This window comes from Kitasatospora sp. NPDC052868 (assembly GCF_044547105.1).
In the GTDB taxonomy this organism is placed as follows: Bacteria; Actinomycetota; Actinomycetes; order Streptomycetales; family Streptomycetaceae; genus Kitasatospora.
On record NZ_JBITZW010000008.1, the window covers coordinates 370,422 to 388,713 of the forward strand.

Sequence of the window (18,292 nt, forward strand, 5' to 3'; positions counted from 1 at the left end):
CCCCGCCATAAACAACCTTCATGTGACCGGTAGAAGCCATGTCTTGGACGAATACCCGCAGTTCAGCGGAGGGTGGAGGCACACCCCCAGCGAACCGAGGAGTACGTCCGATGGATCTTCAGCTCACCGACAAGGTGGTGGTCGTCACCGGAGCCTCCGCCGGTATCGGCGAGGCCGCCGTACGCCTGCTCGCCGCCGAAGGCGCCACCGTGGTCGGGGTGGCCCGCCGGCCCGCCGGCATCGAGGAACTCGGGTCGCGGGTAAGGGCGGTGGCCGCCGACGTCACCGAGCCGGGTGCGGCCGACCGGATCGTCGAACAGGTGCTGGCCGAACACGGCCGCCTCGACGCCCTGGTCAACAACGTCGGCGGCCTGGACGCCCGGTCCGGCTTCCTGGAGGTCACCGACGAGCAGTGGCTGGCCGCCTTCGACCTCAACTTCCACTCCGCGGTGCGGATGAGCCGGGCCGTGCTGCCCGCCCTGCTGCGCGACGGCGGCGCGCTGGTGCACGTCGCCAGCGAGGCGGCCCGGCTGCCGGACAGCCCCCTGGTGGACTACGCGGCGGCCAAGACCGCGCTGCTCTCGCTGTCCAAGTCGCTCGCGGCCGAGTTCGGCCCGCGGGGCGTCCGCTCCACCGTGGTCTCTCCCGGCCCGACCCGGACCAGGCTCTGGGACGCGCCGGGCGGGTTCGCCGAACAGCTCGCCGACTCCTTCGGCCTGCCCGTCGAGGCGGCGATCGACCACTTCGTCCACGAGGTCCGACGCCTGCCGAGCGCCCGCCTCGGCACGCCCGAGGACGTCGCCCGGGTGATCGCCTACCTGGTCTCGCCGCTCGCCGGCCAGGTGACCGGCGCCGAGTGGGCCGTCGACGGCGGCGCGCTGCGCCAGCTCTGACCGCCGCCACCCGAGAGAAACGTCCGAAACCATGCGCACAGCCAACTCGGCGTGCTGGCAGCCCGTTAGGTCCTGTGCCGCGCACACGGGCGTGCGCACAGGTCGGGGCGGTACCGGGACGGGTGCCCCGGCACCGCCCCTGGCGGCACAGCGAACGGTGCAGGAGGGTGGCGCAGGAGGGCCGTGCAGGAGGGCCGTGCAGGAGGGCCGTGGACGATGGACGTTGGAGCCGGACGGTCAGTCGTCCGGGTCCTCGTCGTCGTAGACCTCGCTGACGTCGAACCGGCAGATCAGCAGCTGCGGGTCGGCCCGCTCGAAGGGCTCGGGCAGCCACTCCCCCGGCTCGGTCGGCTCGGCGGCCGCGACCCAGAGCGTCGAATCGCCCTCCTCCAGGCCGAACTCCTCACTGCGGGCGGCGATCTCGTCCGGTTCGTACTCGCCGAACAGCACGCCGATCGCGGCGTTGACCCCGGCCGTCCCGGCCCCGCCGGGGGTCAGCGACTCCTCCAGCCGTTCGGCCTGGGCTCGCAGCCGCTTCGGGTCGACCACGTGGTAGTCGCGCCGGATCAGCACACTGATCGCCTCCGGCTGCTCGGGGCCGAGGTACCCGCCCGGGCCCTCGTCACCCGGGACCTCGAAGGGGGTCACCTCGTCGTAGGCCTCGTAGAGGAGTTGGTCGTAGGCGATGGCCGCCGTGGCCAGCTGCTCGTAGGCGGTGAACACGGCGGGATCGTCCGCTGCGTTGGGGCTTGACACCGCTTCCAGGTGACGATCGATGGCGGCCTTGACCGCCTCGGCGGCGGCGCGTACCTCGGCAAGGGTTGGCTGCGCGGCATCAGACATGGTGCAGACGCTATCTCCCCCCGGTGCCGGTACGCACAGCGGTTGTCATCTACACCCGCGATTTCACCGCAACTTCCCCCCTGATGTCCGATCCGCGTGGTTCTGTGACCGCGCACGCCCCAGGCGTGGTGTGCGGAAACGGCACGGTTGGGCCGTTCGAGTGCCGCTTCGCAGGCGGCGATCGGGGTATTCCGTCAGCAGCGGAAACGGAGCTGATGCACTGCCAGGGGTGCGGTCCGCCGGGCCGGCCGGAGCACGACCGAAAATACCCGGGCCGGTTGTCGGAGGCAGGCCGTACGCTTGCGTGCAGGTGTCCCTCAGGAGGAGCGTTTTGACCCCACCGAAGTCGGTCCGACAGCCGGAGTACGAGTACCAGTCGCTGCGCATGCCGCGCGGTACCACCCGCAACGCGGCGCGCCAACTGCTCACCGAGCACGCCGAGTACGGGCACTGGGAGTTGGACAGACTGCGACTGTTCCCGGACGGCAGCCGGACGGTGCTACTTCGGCGGCGGATCATCCGGCAGGTCCGGAGCTGGTGAGGAGCCCGGCTCCCTGAGGCGTCCCGCCGGGGCCTGCTGGGGCCAGCCGGGGCCTGCCGCTGCGACCGCACGACGGACGCGCGCTGAGCTCATCCGCCGGACCGGTCTGCTGGACTCGCCTTCCTGGCCCGTTCCCGGCCGATTCCCGGCCCGAATACGCCCGCGGCCGCCGGACGAACCGGTCGGCCGCGGGCGTATGGCGTGGACCCGTCGTTGCGGGCCGCAGGGTCGATCGAAAGGTGGGCACGGCGGCTGCTCAGGCCGGCCGCCTACCCCATCCGTCCGCCTGCTCCTCCGCTCAACGGGCCCCGGCGCGGGCGCGGCGGTAGAGGACGCCGCCGCCGAGCAGCAGCGCCAGGCCGGCCGCACCCAGCAGTTCGGTGCTGCCGGCGCCGGTCGAGGCCAGCTGGCTGCCGGTGGCGGCCTGACCGTGCGCGGCGGTGTCGTTCACCTGCCGGGCGGCGGCCGGCACGGCCTGACCGCTCTGCCCGCCGCCTGCCGTCGGCGCGGCCGGCGTGCTCGCGGACGGCGTGGCGGCCGTGCCGGTACCGGTGGGCGCTCCGGGGATGGTGGTGGACGGGCTGCCGGTCCGCGGGTTGCCGGGCGTGGTCTCCCCGCCGGTCTGCGGGGGCGTGGACGGCTGGGTCGTCCCGGGCGGCGGCGGGTTGTGGGAGCCGTGGTCCTCCGGGCAGTCGTCGTCCGGCTTGGCGGGCGGGCTGGTCATCGGGGAGGCCTCGTTGCCGCAGGCGTTGCCGAACGCCGGGTTGCCGACGCCGGCCACGTCGACCGAGTTGCCGCAGGCGTTGACGGGGATGTGCACCGGCGCCTGGACGCTGTTGCCGGAGACGACTCCGGGCGACCCGGCCGCCGTGCCGGACGCCGACGAACCCGAGGCCGACGTGCCCGGGGCGGGGTGACCGGAACGGCCGTGCCCGTCGGCGTTGGCGCAGCGGTTGCCGAACGCCGGGTTCAGCGCGCCGATCACGTCGGCGGTGTTGCCGCACGCGTTGATCGGCACGTCGACCGGCACCTGCACCGAGTTGCCGGAGGCCACGCCGGGCGAGCCGACCGCACCCCCCTGCGCTTCGGCGCCCGCGTAGGCGTAGCCGGCGGTCGAGGCCAGCACGCTGCCGGTGGCCACGGCCGTGAGGAGCCCCTTCTTGGCTACATTCCTCATATTTTCCCCTGACGTATCGAGACGACGTTATGACCTGCCGAAAGTCGGAATTTCCGAATAACGGACGAGGTATTCGACTGCACACGGGACAACGAGGCTGGTCGGGAGAGGTTGAGCCGACCAAACCCGCTTCACCCGATCGAGCGACAGTCCGAACGTACGAACACCCCGGGTCCATGAGCCCCCCCCGGGGGGGTGGCCACCGGCCCCGGACACACCAGCGCCCCCGGGGCGGCGCGTCCGCCACCCGGGGGCACAGTGAGTCGATCCGATGATCAGCCGATCAAGCGGTCAACCTGCGCTTAGAAGTTGGCGCAGTGGTTGCCGAACGCCGGGTTCAGCACGCCGATCACGCTGATGGTGTTGCCGCAGACGTTCACGGGGATGTGGACCGGGATCTGGACCTGGTTGCCCGAAACGACGCCCGGGGAGCCGGCGGCCACACCGTTGGCGGCGGCGCCGCCGTGGGCGGACGCGACACCGGCCGCGGCGAGCACCAGGCCACCGGTGGCAGCGGCAACAGCGGCGATCTTCTTGACCTTCATCATTCCTCCTGTATGGACAACGCAACCCGTTCGGCGGGCTGCATAGGAATGAACGAGGGTGTGGCAAACGGGGTACGGAAGGCTTTCCCCATTCACCCGCAACGGTGATGCGTCGCACACATGGTCGACTCGGAATTCTGGGAAGAATCGTTTCTCTTGATCTCCTTCGGGCTGCCCCAAATCATTAGCTCGGACAATGCTGACGGCTGCCCCGCGGACCTGCGCGGACGGCCCGCCCCCGGCACCCCGGGGACGGGCCGTCCATGCACCGCACCCGCCGCACCCAGCCGCCCGCCGGGGGCTTCGCTCCGCCGCTCAGCAGGCGTCGAGGAACCGGTCCAGTACCCGGACGCCGAACTTCAGCCCGTCCACCGGCACCCGCTCGTCCACGCCGTGGAACATCCCGGCGAAGTCCAGCTCCGGCGGCAGCTGCAGCGGCGCGAAGCCGAAGCAGCGGATGCCGAGGTCCTGGAACGACTTGGCGTCCGTCCCGCCCGAGAGGCAGTACGGCACCGCGCGCGCGATCGGGTCCTCCGCCTGCAGCGCGGTCTGCATCGCCTCCACCAGCGCCCCGTCGAAGCTGGTCTCGATCGCCTTGTCCGAGTGCAGGCTCTCCCGCTTCACCCGCGGGCCGAGCACGCTGTCCAGCTCGGCCAGGAACTCCTCCTCGAATCCGGGCAGGAAGCGCCCGTCCACGTGCGCGGTCGCCTGCCCGGGGATCACGTTCACCTTGTAGCCGGCCCCGAGCATGGTCGGCTGGGCGGTGTTGCGCAGCGTGGTGCCGATCATCTTGGCGATGCCGCCGAGCACCCGCAGCGTCTCGTCCATGTTCTCCGGGTCGAGCTTGACCCCGAGCGCGTCGGAGAGCTCGTCCAGGAAGGCCCGGACGGTCTTGGTGATCCGCAGCGGGAACTTGTGCCGCCCCAGCCGCGCCACCGCCTCGCACAGCTCGGTGATGGCGTTGTCGTCGTTCTCCATCGACCCGTGCCCGGCCCGGCCCTCGACCGTGAGCCGCATCCAGTGCATGCCCTTCTCGGCCGTCTCGACCAGGTACAGCCGGACCTGGTCGTTCACGGTGAACGAGAAGCCGCCGACCTCGCCGATGCCCTCGGTCACCCCCTCGAAGAGGTCCGGGTGCTTGTCCACCAGGAACCGCGCGCCGTAGGTGCCGCCCGCCTCCTCGTCCGCGACGAAGGCCAGCACCAGGTCCCGCGGGGGCTTGCGCCCGGTGCGCAGCCGGTCGCGGACCACCGCCAGGGTCATCGCGTCCATGTCCTTCATGTCGACCGCGCCGCGCCCCCAGACGCAGCCGTCCGCGATCTCCCCGGCGAACGGGTCGTACGTCCAGTCCGCGGCGTTGGCCGGCACCACGTCCGTGTGGCCGTGGATCAGCAGGCCCGGACGGGAACGGTCCTCCCCCTCGATCCGGACCACCGTCGACGCCCGACCCTTGGCCGACTCGAAGATCTGCGGCTCCAGACCGAACTCGGCGAGCTGCTCCGCCACGTACTCGGCGGCCTTCCGCTCACCCGGGCCGGAGCCGTCGCCGTAGTTGCTGGTGTCGATCCGGATCAGATCCCGGCAGATCTCCGCGACCTCCGACTCAGCCGTCACCTTCGGCTCGCTCCGCTGCTCGCTCACGGGTCACTCCTCGTCTCTGGCCCGCACGGACGCACCAGCGCGCCACCCCCGGGACCTGCACCCAGGTCGTACGAGCACGTCCGCCCATCCTCCCCCAGCCCCCCACCCGGATCCACCCCCACGAAACACGGCGACACGCCGCCGCAACCCCCACTCCACCTCCCCGACCCGTTTTGGGAGCACAACCCGATCTTTGCTACAGTTACATCTGTCAGCGCGGCCGACGAGGCTGCAAAGACAAACACCCGGTCCGGGTGGCGGAATGGCAGACGCGCTAGCTTGAGGTGCTAGTGCCCTTTATCGGGCGTGGGGGTTCAAGTCCCCCCTCGGACACAGTGCAGTGCGGGTCAGGAGAAATCCTGACCCGCACTTTTGCGTTGGGCCCAAGCCCCCTCGGCCCCGGGGCGGGGTTCAGGCCAGGTCGGGGAGGAGCAGGTGGAGGGCGGACTCCTCGTGCAGGGCGGTGCCGAGGGCGGTCATCGCGGGGGCGAGGGCTTGGTCCCAGGTCGCGGCCACGGGGGTTCCCGACAGTGGGAGGGGTGGGCTTCCCTGGGAGCGGGTGTGGGCGGCGAGCTGTTCGTAGTCGTCGGCCGCCATCCGCCAGGGGCGGGCTCCGTAGCGCTGGATGAGGCGGTTGGCCAGGCTGAGGCCCGGCCAGTCGAAGTCCCCGTGGTAGGCGAGTTCACAGCCGGCCTCGGCGAGTGCGTCCAGGAGTTCGAGGACGACGGTGGCCGCACTGCCGGAAGTGCAGACCAAGGGCGCCGCGCAGGCCGCGTCGGCGGCGGCTTCGACGACCTGCGGGTTCTCGCAGATGTGGACGCGGGTGCCCGGTGCCGGTGCGGGGTCGAGGGCCCGCAGGTCGCGCAGGGTGAGATGGGACTCGCTGTGGTGGTCGGCCCGCTCGCGCAGCGCCCGCTCGCGCCAGCCGTCGCCGGCGGGGCGCAGGCCGTAGGTGAGGACGGTGCTGGACACCTCGTCCGGCGAGACGGCGACGAGGCGCCAGAGGGAGCGGCGGCCCGCGGCATCGCCCGGTGGGGGCTCGTCGTGGGCGAGGGCGATGCCGCGCAGGACGAACCGGGCGAGCAGGGTGTCGTCGTCGAGTCCGTGGGCGGTTCCGGTGACGAGGGAGGCGAGTTCGCCTCGGCCGCGGGGCCGTCCCGCGCCGCCCTCGTCGGTCAGGAGCAGGGCGAGGACGTGGACCGCCTGCCGGAGGAGTTCCTTGGCGGCATCGGGTCCGAGGCGCCCTGGGGTGCCGCTGCGGCGGAGGTCGGTCAGCCAGCGCTGTGCCCACGCGTGGTCGGCGAGGGTCGAGGAGGCCAGCGCCGTCGTCGCCGACTCCCAGAGGTCGGAGCGCCGGGCGTCGACGGTGGCGCGGGCGGCGCGGCGGTCGGTGAGTGGCCCTCCGAGCCGACCCACCATGTCGACCAGACCGCTCTGCGCCGCCGTGGCGCGCAGCCGGCTGTCCAGGTCGGCGAGCCGGACGGTGGCCTCGGCGCGAACGACCGGACGGCCGAGCAGCAGGGAGATGGACTCCCGCTGCGCCTGGCCGAGGCCGGTGAGGCGAACGGTTCCGGTGGCCTGCAGGCCGTTGCGTTCCAGCCGGGCGCGGACGGCGGCCCACAGCTCGGCGAGTTCGGGTCTGGACAGCCACTCCCTCGCCTCGGCGGCCGGCGCGTCGGCGGCGTTCATCCGCTCATCAGGCGGCGGTTGCGCCCGTTCCAGGTGTAGTGGAGGGTCGCGACGCCCCGGTGGTGCGGGTCCCGCAGACATTCGTAGATGTGCAGGGACGGCACGTCCGGCCAGTTGCCCATCAGCCGTTCGCTGGTGAGGACGAAGTCGAGGTCGAGGTCGACGAGGATGCGGCCGAGTCGGGCGTGCGTCGGCTCGTCGACCTTGGCGAAGGCGTCGTCGAGCAGGATGACGCGCGGCGCGTGGGGGGTCGACTCCGCGAGGGTGCTGAAGTGGGCCGCCGCCGCGGCGAACAACACCAGGTAGGACAGGACCCGCTGCTCGCCCTGGCTCAGGCCGGTGCGGCCGGTGAGTTTGCGCCTGCGCACGGTCGCGGACTCGTCGACGACCCACGGTTGGAAGGTGAACCAGGAGCGGTAGTCGAGCGCGGTTCGCAGGTGGGCGGCGTACCCGGCGGCGGGGTCGGCCCGGCGGGCGTCCTCGATGCGCCGCTGGAGCACCTCGCGTAGGTGCTCGGACTGCTCACGGGTCCGCAGGCCGGAGGGGCTTCGCAGGAGTTCCACGGCAGCCCGGACGTCGGCGTCCACGGTGTCGGCCAACCGCCAGTCGAGTTCGACGCCGAGGCCGTGCGAGGTGCGGACCGAACGGAGGGTGTCGTTCAGCGCGTTGACCAGGGCACCGGCGGCGAGCACCTGACCGGAGAGGTTGTCGCCGAGCTCTCCGGTGAGGAAGCGTTGGAAGACGTCGCGCTCGCGCTCGGTGAGCCGGGCCCGGGCCTCGCCCGCCTGGGCGGCGATGCGTTCGCCCACCAGGGCGACATCGTGCTGTCCGGTGTCGTCGACGAGCCGGCAGACCTTGACGCCGTCGGGCTCCTCCAGCGCGGCGTCATAGCCGCCGGCGAGCTGGTCACGCAGGTCGTTGAACCGGTTGAGCAGGGTGGTGTCCGAGATGTCGCGTCGTTCGGGATCCAGCGAGCCACGGAGGTGGTCGAGGAGCCCGCGCAGGGCCCTGAGCCGGGTACGCGCGTCGTCGTGCGCCGGGTCGGGCGCGGTCAGCTCGGCGGCACGGCCCGCCAGCGCGGCGCCGCGCAGCACCTCGGGGGCGGCGAGCGCGGTGCGCAGTTCTCGGCCGCGCTGGATCACGGCCGTTTCCTGAGTGCCGAGTTCCTCGCGGCGGACCTGTTCGTCCTGTTCGGCGCGGACCCGCCTGTCGTGCAGCTCCGACGCCTTGGCCCCGGCCCGGGGTGCCTGGTCGGCGGCCGCCGCCAGGCGCCGGCCGATGGCGTCTTCGGCGGCGAGGAGCTGCTGCTCGGAGGCGCCGACGCTCTCCTCCAGCGTGCGGATCTCACGCCGTGACTCGGCCAGCTCGCCGCGACGCCCGGCGTAGGCGGAGGCCGCGGCCGCCCGGCGGGTGCGAGCGTCCTCGAAGCCGCCGCGTTCCGTCCGGTGGTCGATGACCATCCGCCCCGCGGCGAGGAGGTCACGGCGCAGGCGCCCGGTTCCGGCCGTCAGATCGCGCAGGGCCTCGCGCACGGTGTCCAGCAGGGCCGGGTCGACCGGTAGAGCGTGTGCGGTGGCGGTGGCCTCGGACTGTCGGCGGGCCGCCGCACTCGCGGCGCGTGCCTGGTCCGCCCTGGTCGCCGCTGCGGCCGTGGCCTGGGCGAGGGCGTCCTCGGACTGTTCGGCGGCGGCCAGCCGGGCCCACGCGTCGGTGAGCGGCTGGGTTCGCGGCAGGTTGCGCAGGGTGGTGGTCAGTGTGCCGAGGCGGTCCGTCAGCTCGGTGAGTCGGGCCCGCTCCTCGTGCAGTGCCTGCCGCGCGGCGCCGATGCGGTCGGCGAGTTCGGCGATGTGGCGACGGCGGGTGGCGGCCCGGGACTCCGCGCCGACGTACTCGGCCTGCGCCTTGGTGTACGCGCCCCGGGCGACGCCGAGCCGCCACCGCCCGTCGGGGCTGATCGCGCTGTGGGCGGTCTCGTCGAACGGTGCGCCGACCGGTACCAGGGCGACGGACGCCAGCAGGGCCTCGACCCGGTCGGCCGTCACTGCGCCGCCGGGTGCGACGGCCGGGCGCAGCGCCGCCGTGAGGGTCGGGCTGTCGGCGACCGCGGGGCCCGGGCGCAGCAGGGTGTCCTGCGTCAGCGGGTCGAGGAGGGCGCCCTCGGCGGTGATCCAGGCGTCGAGCAGCCCGCCGGCCTCGAGTGCCGCCTCCAGTCCGGCCTGCTCCGGCGCGGTCAGACCGTCCGCGAAGTCGACGGTGCGGTACAGCGGTGCCCCGGTCTGCCCGGCGTGGGCCGCGGTACGGTGCGCGGGGCGGGGCGGCTCCGGGTCCGTCCGCTGCTCCCACGCGTGCTTCTCGCGGAGCATCTCGTCCAGCGTCGAGGAGAGGCCGTGAACCCGGAGGGTCGTCCGGTCGCGTTCCTCGGCGAGCGTGTTCAGGGCGGGGGTGGCGATCCGCTCGGCGGACCGTGCCACCACCTCACCGACGTCGGCGGGCAGGGCCTGGTCGGCAAAGGACCCGTCACCGGACTCGTCGCGCGCCACCAGCGCGCGGAGGTCACCCGGCGGGCCGTCGGCCTCGCCGGAAGGCGTCCCGGCCAGCCGTTCCAGGTGCTCGGCCCAGGCGATGACCTGCGCCGCGTAGCCGTCGCCGGCGGCCAGCACCGCGAGGCGGCGGTGCCGGACCAGCTCGGTGGCCTGCTCGGCCTGTTCGCCCAGCCGTTCGCGTTCCACGTCCGCGTCGCGCGCGGTGGCGGCAGCGCTGCGGGCGTGGGCCAGCAGGCCGGAGAGTTCGGCGACCGTTCTCATTCTGGCCTTGACGACCGGCTCCGCGGTCGTCAGTGAGGCGTCCCAGAGCCGCAGTGCCTCGGCCAGTGCCTCCGTGTCGTAGGCGGTCACCCGGTTCCGCCCGACCGGACGGGCGACGCCGTCGGGGTCGAGCAGCTCTTCCTCGCCGGCGGGCTGGAGGACGACCGCGGGGACGGACGACTGCTCCCCCAGGTGGGCGGGACCGATGCCGGACCGCTCCGCCGCGTCGCGCAGGTCCCGGTGTGAGTCGCCGAACCGTCGCAGTGCGGTGCCGACCCGGTCCGCTCCGGCGGACACCGCGGCGCCGGCGGCATGCTCGCCCTCGTGGGCCACGCGCAGCATCTCGAACGCCGCCTCGGCCGCGGCCCGCACGGCTGCGACGGTCCGGCGCCGCTCGCCGAGTTCCTGGAGGCTGCGGTAGCCGGTGCTCTGGCGCAGGGCGGAGAGCTCGGCCTTGGCCTCCTCCTGCTCGGTGCGCAGCCGGTCGTGGACCGCCGTGGCCTCGGCCTCCTCGATCCGCAGCCCGCCGACGAGTTGGGCTGCGTCACCGGCCGCCTTGCGCCGGTCGGCGAGGGCCGCCAGTTCCCTGTCGACGGCGCCGGCCCGCCGGCGCAGCACCCCGTGCAGGTAGCCCCGGTAGCCGCCGAGGAAGTGCCGCAGCGCCGTGTCGGTCTTCTCCAGCCGGCCGAGGTCGTCGCGGACGCTGTCGAGGTCGTCGAGGTTGCGCGCGACCTTCTCGACCACGTCCTCGTCGAGTGCGGGAAGGGTCTCGCTGAGGACGGTGACCAGCCCGCCGGACTCGATGCGGTCGCCGATCGTGGGGCGGCGCAGCCGGTGCAGCAGCTGGGTGAGGTTGCGGTAGCGCGCGCTGTCGGTGAGGCCGAACAAGTCCCGGGCCACGCGTGCCCGGTGGTCGGTGGGCCGTTCCAGGACGTTTTCGGCGCCGACGACGGTGCGCAGCCGGTCGAGCGACAGCGGCTGCCCCGCCTCGGCCAGGAGCAGGTCCGTACCGACGCGCCGGGTGGTGGTGAAGAAGTAGGGCTTGGCGGTGTTGGTGGACTTCGAGGCGCGGACGGCCGCGCCGATGGTGAGGAACCGTTCGGCGCCCTCGGCGTCGGTGCCGCGGAACTCGACCCAGAGGTAGCCGAGGCGGTTGGTCTGTTCGAAGCCGTCGAGCATCAGCCAGGCGAGCGTGGTGCGACCCGTTCCGGTTGCGTCGAGGGCTCTGGCATCGCCGTCCAGGAGGTAGGGCAGCAGCATCTCCAGAGCCTTGGACTTCCCCGCGCCGTTCTTGCCGCGCAGCAGCAGACGGCCTTCGCCGAAGAGGAACTCCTGTTCGTCGTACTGCCAGACGTTGCGGATGCCGGCGCGGTGCAGCCGATAGCGGTGGGCGGCGTGTTCGTGCGGCGCGGCGGGTGTGGACTGGCGGCTCACGGTGTCGGCTCTTTCTGTGCTGGTTCTCTCTGTGCCGGCTCTTTCTGTGGACGGACCGAGACGGTGGTGGCATAGCGTGCGGCCGCGGCGAGCAGCACGTGGCCGCTGACCGGATGGCCGCGGGCCGCCGTCACTTCGGTGACGGGCCGGCCGTCCGAGGAGCCGCTCGGGTGATCCTGCGGGAGTCCGTGGCCCTCGGACCGCAACGGGCCCGCGGAGGCCACCAGCCGGACGCGGATCAGCAGGTCGAGCACGTCGGTGTGCAGCGCGCCCAGGTCGTCCAGGTAGCCGCGCTGCCAGTTGCCGCGACGGCCGTACTCCTCGACCAGGTCGCGCAGGATCTCGTCGACGAGCCCGGGCGGGATCGGGACACCGATGACCAGTCGGCCGCCGACCGCCGGGTGGCCGGCGCCATCGGGCCTCAGGTGACGCACGAGCCGTTCCACCAGCAGCAGCGCGGCCTGGGCGACCGTGCCCGTGCCGGGGAAGGGGAGGTCCGTCAACTCGTCGTCCGGGTCGACCAGGACGACGCCTTCGGCCCTGATCTCGGCCTCCAGGCCCAGTAGTTCGGAGAACGCGTGGGCCTCCCGGCGCTGCCGGGTGCGAAGCCACTCGCGCTCACCGTCGGTGAGGTCGTCGAGGTGGACGACCGGGGTCTCGACCAGGCGCCGCCGTACGTAGGTGCGCGGGCCGCCGAACCCGGGATCGGCCGCGCGTCGGATCAGGTCGGCTCCGTCGCGGCTCTGTGCGAGCGGACCGGCGGTGATCGACCGTGCGATCTCGCGGTCCACGGTGAGCAGGGCCTCGCCGCCGCGATCCTCCGTCACCGATCCGACGCTGCCCTCGGTCTCGGTCAGCACCCCCCAGTCGACGAGCTGTCGCAGCGCGGCGGCCAGCGTCCGCTTCTCGACCTGCCGACCGGTGTCGGCCAGGTCCAGGCCCGCGTCGACCGCTGCCGCCCGCAGATCCGCCACCAGGTGCGACAGCAGGATCTGCTCGGGTGCGGTCACCAGCACCGCGAGGGCGAGGGTGAGGTAGGAGTAGGTGCGCGGGGTGAACGGCGTGCCGGTCGAACGGACCAGGCGGTGTCCGGCACCGGGGCCGAGCCCGGCCTTGAACAGGCGGGCGAACGAGGCCTCCACCACCAGGCGGTAGCCCAGCACCTGCTGGAAGCGCTGGGAGAGCCAGTCCACGTGCCGTCTGATCAGCGGGAAGGTGTCGGCGTGCGGCCCGTCCGCGGTCACCAGCGGGTGGGCGAGGAGCAGCCGGGCGGCGGCCCGCCGTTCGGCGGCCAGGGCGACGTCGTGCGTGGAGGGCAGGACCATCAGGCGCCCACCTCCACGCCGGCGGTCTGCTGGGCGAGGCCCGGACCGGCGGGGTCCTGAGCCACAGGGTCCTGAGCCGCAGGGTCCTGGACGGCAGATGCCGGGACGGCGGGGCGCGGCAGGACAGGACCGCCGTATCCGCAGACCGTGATCTCCAGGTCGTCCACCACCAGGTCGCCGTCCACGGAGTACAGCACCGAGGCGGCGCCGAGGACCCGGCGGGCCGTCAGCCTGATGTCCAGTTCGGCGTCGCCCGCGGAGATGTCGTCCAGCGCGAAGTCGGGCACCTGGTCGACCCCGTGAACGGATCGCCGCACCTGGGCGTTGCCGAGGGCGGAGGCCAGCAGCTCCAGCAGCAGCGTCATCGCGGCGGACGTCAGCCGGACCCGCCCGAACCGGCCGGAGGCGCTGCGAAGCTCGTCGGCCGCGGCCTGCCGGGCGGCGGCGCGGGCCTGGGCCTCCTCCAGCAGACGCCGCTTCTGAACGGAGTGGTCCTCGACGGCGGCGGAACGGCCACGCTGGGCACGGCTCCCCCGCTCGCGCAGGGCCACCGGTACGTCGACGACCGGCCCGTTCCACCAGCTCACGTAGGCGGGCACCGTCCCGTCCGGGTCCGGTGCCACCCCCAGATGGCGGGCCCCGTAGAGGCCGAAGGCGGCGACCGCGAGATCGTGCGCCCCGTCCGGGTCGGCGGCGTCGAACCAGGCCGCGAGCCGCAGGAGGTCCCGGCGTCTCGACATCTCCCCCGACGCCGAACGCAGCATCCGCTTGGCGTTGGCCAGCAGGGACTGAAGAGCCCGGAGCGTGGCGTCCCGGAGCTGGTCGACCTGGCTTCCCTGGCCGTCGGCGTCGACGAACCAGCCGCGCAGCCCCTCCCAGTCGGCGAGCTCGCGCCCGCGGCTGCGCTGGACCTTCGTCGCCGGACCCGAGGCTCCGGACGGACTCGCGGCGAGTGCGGTCAGACCGACCGCGTGCTCGTCGATCCGCTGGAGCAGTCCCGGAAGGACGGGCCAGAGTTCCGTGAGACTCGCCGCGATCCTCGGCGACCGGTAGGACACGTCCTCGGTGATGGCCTCCACATAGTCGAGCAGCAGCCCCTTGAAACCCTGGTACTCGTGGCCGTCCAGGTCATAGCGGGTCAGGACCTGCCCCAGGTAGGCGTAGAAGTCCCGTACCGACTCCGCGAACCCGGCGAACTGCACGAACAGCGTGCTGACCTGTTCCAACGCGCCCTGCGGATCGGCCCCACCCGGCTGCCGCACGGCGGCGAGGAGCTCCCGCAGCCCGCGGTCCACCAGCGCCAGCAGCTCGCTGCTCACCTCGCGGGCCGCGTCCGCGCCGGCGAGCACCTCGTCGGCGTCCCGCTGCACCCGCTCGCCGGGCTTCGAGAGCTGGTACCGCGCCCGCGAACGCTGGTAGTCGGCGATGCTGGCCGCCTTCACCGCGTGTGTGCTGCGCAGCAGGTTGCCCCACTTCACCAGCTGTTCCAGCCTGGCGGTGAGCGTCTCCGAGTCGGGCGTCCGGGCCGGATCGCCCCCCGCCACGAGCTTCGCCAGCACATCCGGGACCGCCAGATCCGCGAGCAGGGTCGAACAGAACACCCGCATGACCGCCACGTACTCCTGGCGCTCGGGCGCGCTCAGATACGCGTAGGCGGTGAGGCGCTGCCACAGCCGGTCCTCATCGGATCCGCCCTCCGACAGCCCCTCACCGTCTCCGTGACCCCGTGGCTGGTGGGACTGCTGCTCCATGCGGGTGAGAGTAGCCTCCGGCACCGACGCTTCGGACCCGCTCGATGGAATCCGGACGGCGCATCGAGGCGAACGACGCAGCGTCCCGCACCCGGAATCCCCCGCCCGGCCGGGGAGCCGGGCGGGGACGGGGGTGGGGTCAGAAGGTGATGGTGCGGCCCTCGGCGGAGGCCTGGCGGGCGGTGTAGGCGACGCCGTGGACCTTGAGGCCGGCGGGGTCGAGGAGGGTGATCGCGCCGCCGTGGTTGCCGAGCTCGAAGGCGCCGGCGCGGTGGACGGTGAGGGTGGCGCCGGGGGCGAGCGGGCCGGCCGGGAGGGCGAGGCGGTGCTTGGCCAGGTCGGCGAGGTGCCAGCCGGTCAGGTCGACCGGGCCCGAGGAGGTGTTGAGGACGGTGACGGTCTCGTCCTCGGGGGCCGGGCCGACCGGGTTGACCAGGGCGGCGACGATGCGCAGCGGGATCTCTCCGCCGGTCGGGTCGACCGGGCGCGACGGGGCGTCGGCGATCGGGTTGCCGTGCTCGTCGTCGGTGTGCCAGGACTGGGACTGGAAGGCGAGGAAGACGGCGACCCAGCGGTTCTCGGCGGGCAGGTGGATCAGCAGGCCGCCGTCCTGGAAGACGCCGTTGTCGGCGCGGAACTTGCCGCCGTTGCCCTGGTTCATGTGGATGTCGTGGACGCCGTTGCCGGGGCGGAAGCCGAACACCTTGTCGGGAACGGTGGGCTCGGGGCCGAAGCGCTGGCCGAGCAGGAAGACGGCGGCCGTCTGGTCGTTGATCGCGCGCTGCACGTAGTGGTCGAGCAGGTCGGCGAGGTCGTTGTCCGCGCCCGCGAGGTCGGGCGGCAGGGTGCGCAGTGTGGCCGGGTCGAAGAGGTTGCCTCGGATGTAGTCCAGGCTGGCGGTGCCGGGCTTGGAGGGCAGGTCGGTCCAGCCGCTGCCCGGATCGGGGAGCAGCCCGGTGACCGGGTGCCGGAAGTCCTCCACGACGGCGAAGAGGAGGTCCGAGGGCGCCTGCTGGGACTCGACGTTGACCGCCGCCCGGTAGTCGGTGCCGTGGGCGTCGCGGAGGTGGATCTGGTAGTGCGGGGTGTCGGTGGAGCCCTCGCGGCGGCGCTCGACGGCGGTGGCGGCGAGCACACCGTACTTCTTGATGGGCATGGGCGGGTCCCTTCGGGGTCGGGGGTGGGGCGGAGCCCCTCCGTTATCCCTTACGAGAGGCCTCGGGCCACGGTGAATCGACGGATGTTCACCGCGCGTCCGTCGAAAGGGTCTACGGCCGGGCGCCGGTCAGCCGGTGCGTCCGGCGGCGGCCGGGACCGGTGCCCGTCCGGCACCCCGTCCCGTCGCCCGGGCCCGGATCAGCTCGCCGGTGAGGAAGCCGGTCGCGGTGGCGACGATCAGCAGCGGCATCGCGTTGGTGGCGTCGCCGCCGAGCAGCTCCGCCGCGAGCACGGTGCTGGTCACGGGCAGCCGGGTGACGGCCGCGCCGGAGGCGGCCAGCCCGGCGGCCAGGCCCGGGGCCGTGCCCAGGCCCGGGAGTGCCCCGCAGGCCACCCCGATGGCGGCGCCGATCAGCAGCGCCGGGAAGATCGGGCCGCCGCGCAGGCTGCCCAGGGCGATGCCCCAGCCCGCCGCCTTGCAGAGCGTCAGCGCCACCAGCGCGCCGATCGACCAGGACTGCGGGTCGGCGGCGAGCGCGCCCAGGGTGGCCTGTCCGGAGAGCGCGGCCTCCTCCGGCGAGCGGCCGGTGAGCAGCGCGAACGCCGTGATGCAGGCGCCGACCGCGACCGCGCAGAGCACCGTCCGCTGTGCCGTCCGGCGCGGGAGGGCGTTCGGCGGGGTCGGCGGGCCGCCGAGGCCGTCCACCGGGACGTGGCCGCCGCGCCCCGGCAGGCGGGTGACGACCGGTACGAGCAGCAGGCCGGCGAGCAGCAGCGCGGGCAGCGGCCACCACCAGGGCGCCCGGTCGAGACCGACGGCCTGCGGGAGGCTCTCCCAGACCCAGTGCTGGAGCTCGTGTTCCAGGCTGACGAAGCCGAAGGCCGCCAGCGAGACCGGGATGCCGACCACAGTGGCGATCAGCAGCAGTCCGAGGTATCCCCTCGTCAGGACCACGTCGCTCAGGGTCGGATCGCCGACCGGTTGCTGGGGCATGCCCGTTCCTCCCGCTCCCCGGGCCGCCACCACCCGGGCCGTCCTGCGACGTCCCGCTCCTACGGCGTCCCGCTCCTGCGGCCGAGTCTCGCCCGGGGGCGACGGGCCTGCACGGCGGCCGCCGGCGCGCACCGGCGCGTCCCGGTCGGGTTGCGCCGGACGGGTGACCGGAAACGGGCAGAACGGGACGGACGGGCAGGTCTGGCAGGTCGGGCAGGTCGGGCAGCGGGCGAGACGCACGCGGTGCCCGGACTCCGTGGGGAGTCCGGGCACCGTCAAAAGCCGGAGGCAACGTCAGGAGCAGGGTCAGGGCTGCACCTGTCGGGTCTCCCCCAGCGCGCTCTCGATGCCCTGCACCATCCGCCAGAGCGGCGCCCGGCGGCTGGCCACCAGCACCACGACCTCGTCCGGCTCGGCGTCGCCGCCGTCCGCTGCGCCCTCGGCCGCCCGGTCGCTCCAGGTGCCGGTGACGAAGGCCATCGCCGCGTCCACCTCGACGGTCCAGTCGCTCTCCCCGCCCGAACGCAGCCAGGTCCGCAGCGCGTGGTTGTGCGCGGCGACCACGGCGGCGGCGATCACGTCGGCGCGCAGCGCCCCGTCCGGCCGCCCGTCGTAGCGGCCGCGCAGGTAGTGCGCGAGCGTGTGCTCGTACCGCCAGACCACCGACAGCTCGTACGCGCGCAGGCCGGGCACCTTGCGGGTGAGCCGGTAGCGCTGGACGGAGAAGGACGGCTGCTCGGCGTACATCCGCAGGACGAGGCGGGCGGCGTCGCAGGCGTGCTTGACCGGGTCCTCCTCGCCGGTGCCGGACTCCAGGAACTCCGTCATCTCGGCGAGGCTGCGCTCGTGGTCGGGAAAGACCACGTCCTCCTTCGCCGGGAAGTAGCGGAAGAACGAGCGCCGGCCGACACCGGCGAGCGAGACGATGTCGTCGACGGTGGTCTGTTCGAAGCCGCGTTCCAGGAAGAGCTCGAAGGCTGCGGCGACGAGCGCTTCGCGCATCGCCGGCTTCGACGGCCCGTCGTTCATGGGCTGGTCCTGTTCTTCCTGCTCGCTCATTCCCCGGAACATAGCATCGGCCTCGAACAGCCGGACTGCCGTGTACTGCCGCGCGCGGTGGTGTGCCGCGGGTGGGCTACGGCAGGTTGCGGGCCATCACGATCCGCTGGATCTGGTTGGTGCCCTCGTAGATCTGCGTGATCTTCGCGTCCCGCATCATCCGCTCCAACGGGTAGTCCCGGGTGTACCCGTACCCGCCCAGCAACTGCACCGCATCCGTCGTGATCTCCATCGCCGCATCCGACGCGAAGCACTTCGCCGCCGCCCCGAAGAACGTCAGATCCCCGTCCCCCCGCTGCGACTTCGCCGCCGCCGCATACGTCAGCTGCCGCGCCGCCTCCAACTTCATCGCCATGTCCGCCAGCATGAACTGCACACCCTGGAAGTCACCGATCGGCTTCCCGAACTGCCTGCGCTCCCGCACATAGCCCTTCGCGT

Annotated in this window: 14 protein-coding genes and 1 tRNA gene; 3 read left to right on the forward strand and 12 right to left on the reverse strand. The window is 73.1% G+C overall.

Annotated features, from left to right (window positions below; all coding sequences use genetic code 11):
* Positions 1-110 precede the first annotated feature (110 nt).
* Positions 111-893, forward strand: a complete 783-nt coding sequence (locus ACIGZJ_RS16930) for an SDR family NAD(P)-dependent oxidoreductase (RefSeq protein ID WP_396457908.1) — start codon at positions 111-113, stop codon at positions 891-893.
* 237 nt (positions 894-1,130) lie between these two features.
* On the opposite strand, the gene ACIGZJ_RS16935 is transcribed toward ACIGZJ_RS16930, so the two are convergent.
* The gene (locus ACIGZJ_RS16935) at positions 1,131-1,736 is read right to left on the reverse strand and encodes a hypothetical protein (RefSeq protein ID WP_392933560.1); all 606 of its coding nucleotides are present in this window, start codon (positions 1,734-1,736) and stop codon (positions 1,131-1,133) included.
* Positions 1,737-2,067: 331 nt separating this feature from the next.
* Here ACIGZJ_RS16935 and ACIGZJ_RS16940 point away from each other — a divergent pair, with 331 nt between their 5' ends.
* Positions 2,068-2,277: a DUF5703 family protein gene (locus ACIGZJ_RS16940; RefSeq protein WP_392933558.1), complete on the forward strand. Its 210-nt coding sequence runs from the start codon at positions 2,068-2,070 to the stop codon at positions 2,275-2,277.
* Positions 2,278-2,575: 298 nt separating this feature from the next.
* Here the strand turns inward: ACIGZJ_RS16940 and ACIGZJ_RS16945 are convergent, their stop codons facing one another.
* The 3 genes from ACIGZJ_RS16945 to ACIGZJ_RS16955 all read right to left on the reverse strand — a co-directional run bounded on the left by ACIGZJ_RS16945 (position 2,576) and on the right by ACIGZJ_RS16955 (position 5,640).
* Positions 2,576-3,454 carry a chaplin family protein gene (locus ACIGZJ_RS16945; protein ID WP_396457909.1) on the reverse strand — a complete coding sequence of 293 codons (879 nt, stop codon included), beginning with the start codon at positions 3,452-3,454 and terminating at the stop codon, positions 2,576-2,578.
* A gap of 302 nt (positions 3,455-3,756) precedes the next feature.
* Positions 3,757-3,999 carry a chaplin gene (locus ACIGZJ_RS16950; protein WP_387949580.1) on the reverse strand — a complete coding sequence of 81 codons (243 nt, stop codon included), beginning with the start codon at positions 3,997-3,999 and terminating at the stop codon, positions 3,757-3,759.
* Positions 4,000-4,314: 315 nt separating this feature from the next.
* A complete protein-coding gene (locus tag ACIGZJ_RS16955) occupies positions 4,315-5,640 on the reverse strand; it encodes a M20/M25/M40 family metallo-hydrolase (RefSeq protein WP_392933554.1) in 1,326 nt (441 codons plus the stop codon).
* A gap of 248 nt (positions 5,641-5,888) precedes the next feature.
* Between ACIGZJ_RS16955 and ACIGZJ_RS16960 the strand changes: the two genes are divergently transcribed.
* Positions 5,889-5,973 (forward strand) — tRNA-Leu (locus tag ACIGZJ_RS16960).
* A gap of 78 nt (positions 5,974-6,051) precedes the next feature.
* Here ACIGZJ_RS16960 and ACIGZJ_RS16965 read toward each other — a convergent pair.
* The 8 genes from ACIGZJ_RS16965 to ACIGZJ_RS17000 form a co-directional block, all read right to left on the reverse strand.
* Positions 6,052-7,329, reverse strand: a complete 1,278-nt coding sequence (locus tag ACIGZJ_RS16965; protein WP_396457910.1) for a TIGR02679 family protein — start codon at positions 7,327-7,329, stop codon at positions 6,052-6,054.
* Positions 7,326-11,567 carry a TIGR02680 family protein gene (locus ACIGZJ_RS16970; RefSeq protein ID WP_396457911.1) on the reverse strand — a complete coding sequence of 1,414 codons (4,242 nt, stop codon included), beginning with the start codon at positions 11,565-11,567 and terminating at the stop codon, positions 7,326-7,328. Before ACIGZJ_RS16970 ends, ACIGZJ_RS16965 begins: the two co-directional genes overlap by 4 nt.
* Positions 11,564-12,892 carry a TIGR02678 family protein gene (locus ACIGZJ_RS16975; protein ID WP_396457912.1) on the reverse strand — a complete coding sequence of 443 codons (1,329 nt, stop codon included), beginning with the start codon at positions 12,890-12,892 and terminating at the stop codon, positions 11,564-11,566. The genes ACIGZJ_RS16970 and ACIGZJ_RS16975 overlap by 4 nt, the downstream gene beginning before the upstream one ends.
* Positions 12,892-14,643 (reverse strand): TIGR02677 family protein, encoded by a 1,752-nt coding sequence (locus ACIGZJ_RS16980; protein WP_396457913.1) that lies wholly within the window; start codon positions 14,641-14,643, stop codon positions 12,892-12,894. Before ACIGZJ_RS16980 ends, ACIGZJ_RS16975 begins: the two co-directional genes overlap by 1 nt.
* A gap of 139 nt (positions 14,644-14,782) precedes the next feature.
* Entirely contained in the window at positions 14,783-15,799 is a 1,017-nt protein-coding gene (locus ACIGZJ_RS16985) for a DUF2278 family protein (RefSeq protein ID WP_396457914.1), read from the reverse strand.
* 129 nt (positions 15,800-15,928) lie between these two features.
* The gene (locus ACIGZJ_RS16990) at positions 15,929-16,795 is read right to left on the reverse strand and encodes a chloride channel protein (protein ID WP_396457915.1); all 867 of its coding nucleotides are present in this window, start codon (positions 16,793-16,795) and stop codon (positions 15,929-15,931) included.
* 306 nt (positions 16,796-17,101) lie between these two features.
* Positions 17,102-17,854 carry a TetR family transcriptional regulator gene (locus ACIGZJ_RS16995; protein WP_396457916.1) on the reverse strand — a complete coding sequence of 251 codons (753 nt, stop codon included), beginning with the start codon at positions 17,852-17,854 and terminating at the stop codon, positions 17,102-17,104.
* 76 nt (positions 17,855-17,930) lie between these two features.
* On the reverse strand, positions 17,931-18,292 hold a 362-nt coding region (locus ACIGZJ_RS17000), incomplete at its 5' end, for an acyl-CoA dehydrogenase family protein (protein ID WP_396457917.1).

Bases quoted from the DNA above. Each gene is read 5' to 3' on its own strand.
- ACIGZJ_RS16975 (WP_396457912.1), bottom strand. From the start codon at position 12,892: ATGGTCCTGCCCTCCACGCACGACGTCGCCCTGGCCGCCGAACGGCGG.
- ACIGZJ_RS16930 (WP_396457908.1), top strand. From the start codon at position 111: ATGGATCTTCAGCTCACCGACAAGGTGGTGGTCGTCACCGGAGCCTCC.
- ACIGZJ_RS16965 (WP_396457910.1), bottom strand. From the start codon at position 7,329: ATGAACGCCGCCGACGCGCCGGCCGCCGAGGCGAGGGAGTGGCTGTCC.
- ACIGZJ_RS16995 (WP_396457916.1), bottom strand. From the start codon at position 17,854: ATGAGCGAGCAGGAAGAACAGGACCAGCCCATGAACGACGGGCCGTCG.
- ACIGZJ_RS16985 (WP_396457914.1), bottom strand. From the start codon at position 15,799: ATGCCCATCAAGAAGTACGGTGTGCTCGCCGCCACCGCCGTCGAGCGC.
- ACIGZJ_RS16935 (WP_392933560.1), bottom strand. From the start codon at position 1,736: ATGTCTGATGCCGCGCAGCCAACCCTTGCCGAGGTACGCGCCGCCGCC.
- ACIGZJ_RS16990 (WP_396457915.1), bottom strand. From the start codon at position 16,795: ATGCCCCAGCAACCGGTCGGCGATCCGACCCTGAGCGACGTGGTCCTG.
- ACIGZJ_RS16945 (WP_396457909.1), bottom strand. From the start codon at position 3,454: ATGAGGAATGTAGCCAAGAAGGGGCTCCTCACGGCCGTGGCCACCGGC.
- ACIGZJ_RS16980 (WP_396457913.1), bottom strand. From the start codon at position 14,643: ATGGAGCAGCAGTCCCACCAGCCACGGGGTCACGGAGACGGTGAGGGG.
- ACIGZJ_RS16950 (WP_387949580.1), bottom strand. From the start codon at position 3,999: ATGAAGGTCAAGAAGATCGCCGCTGTTGCCGCTGCCACCGGTGGCCTG.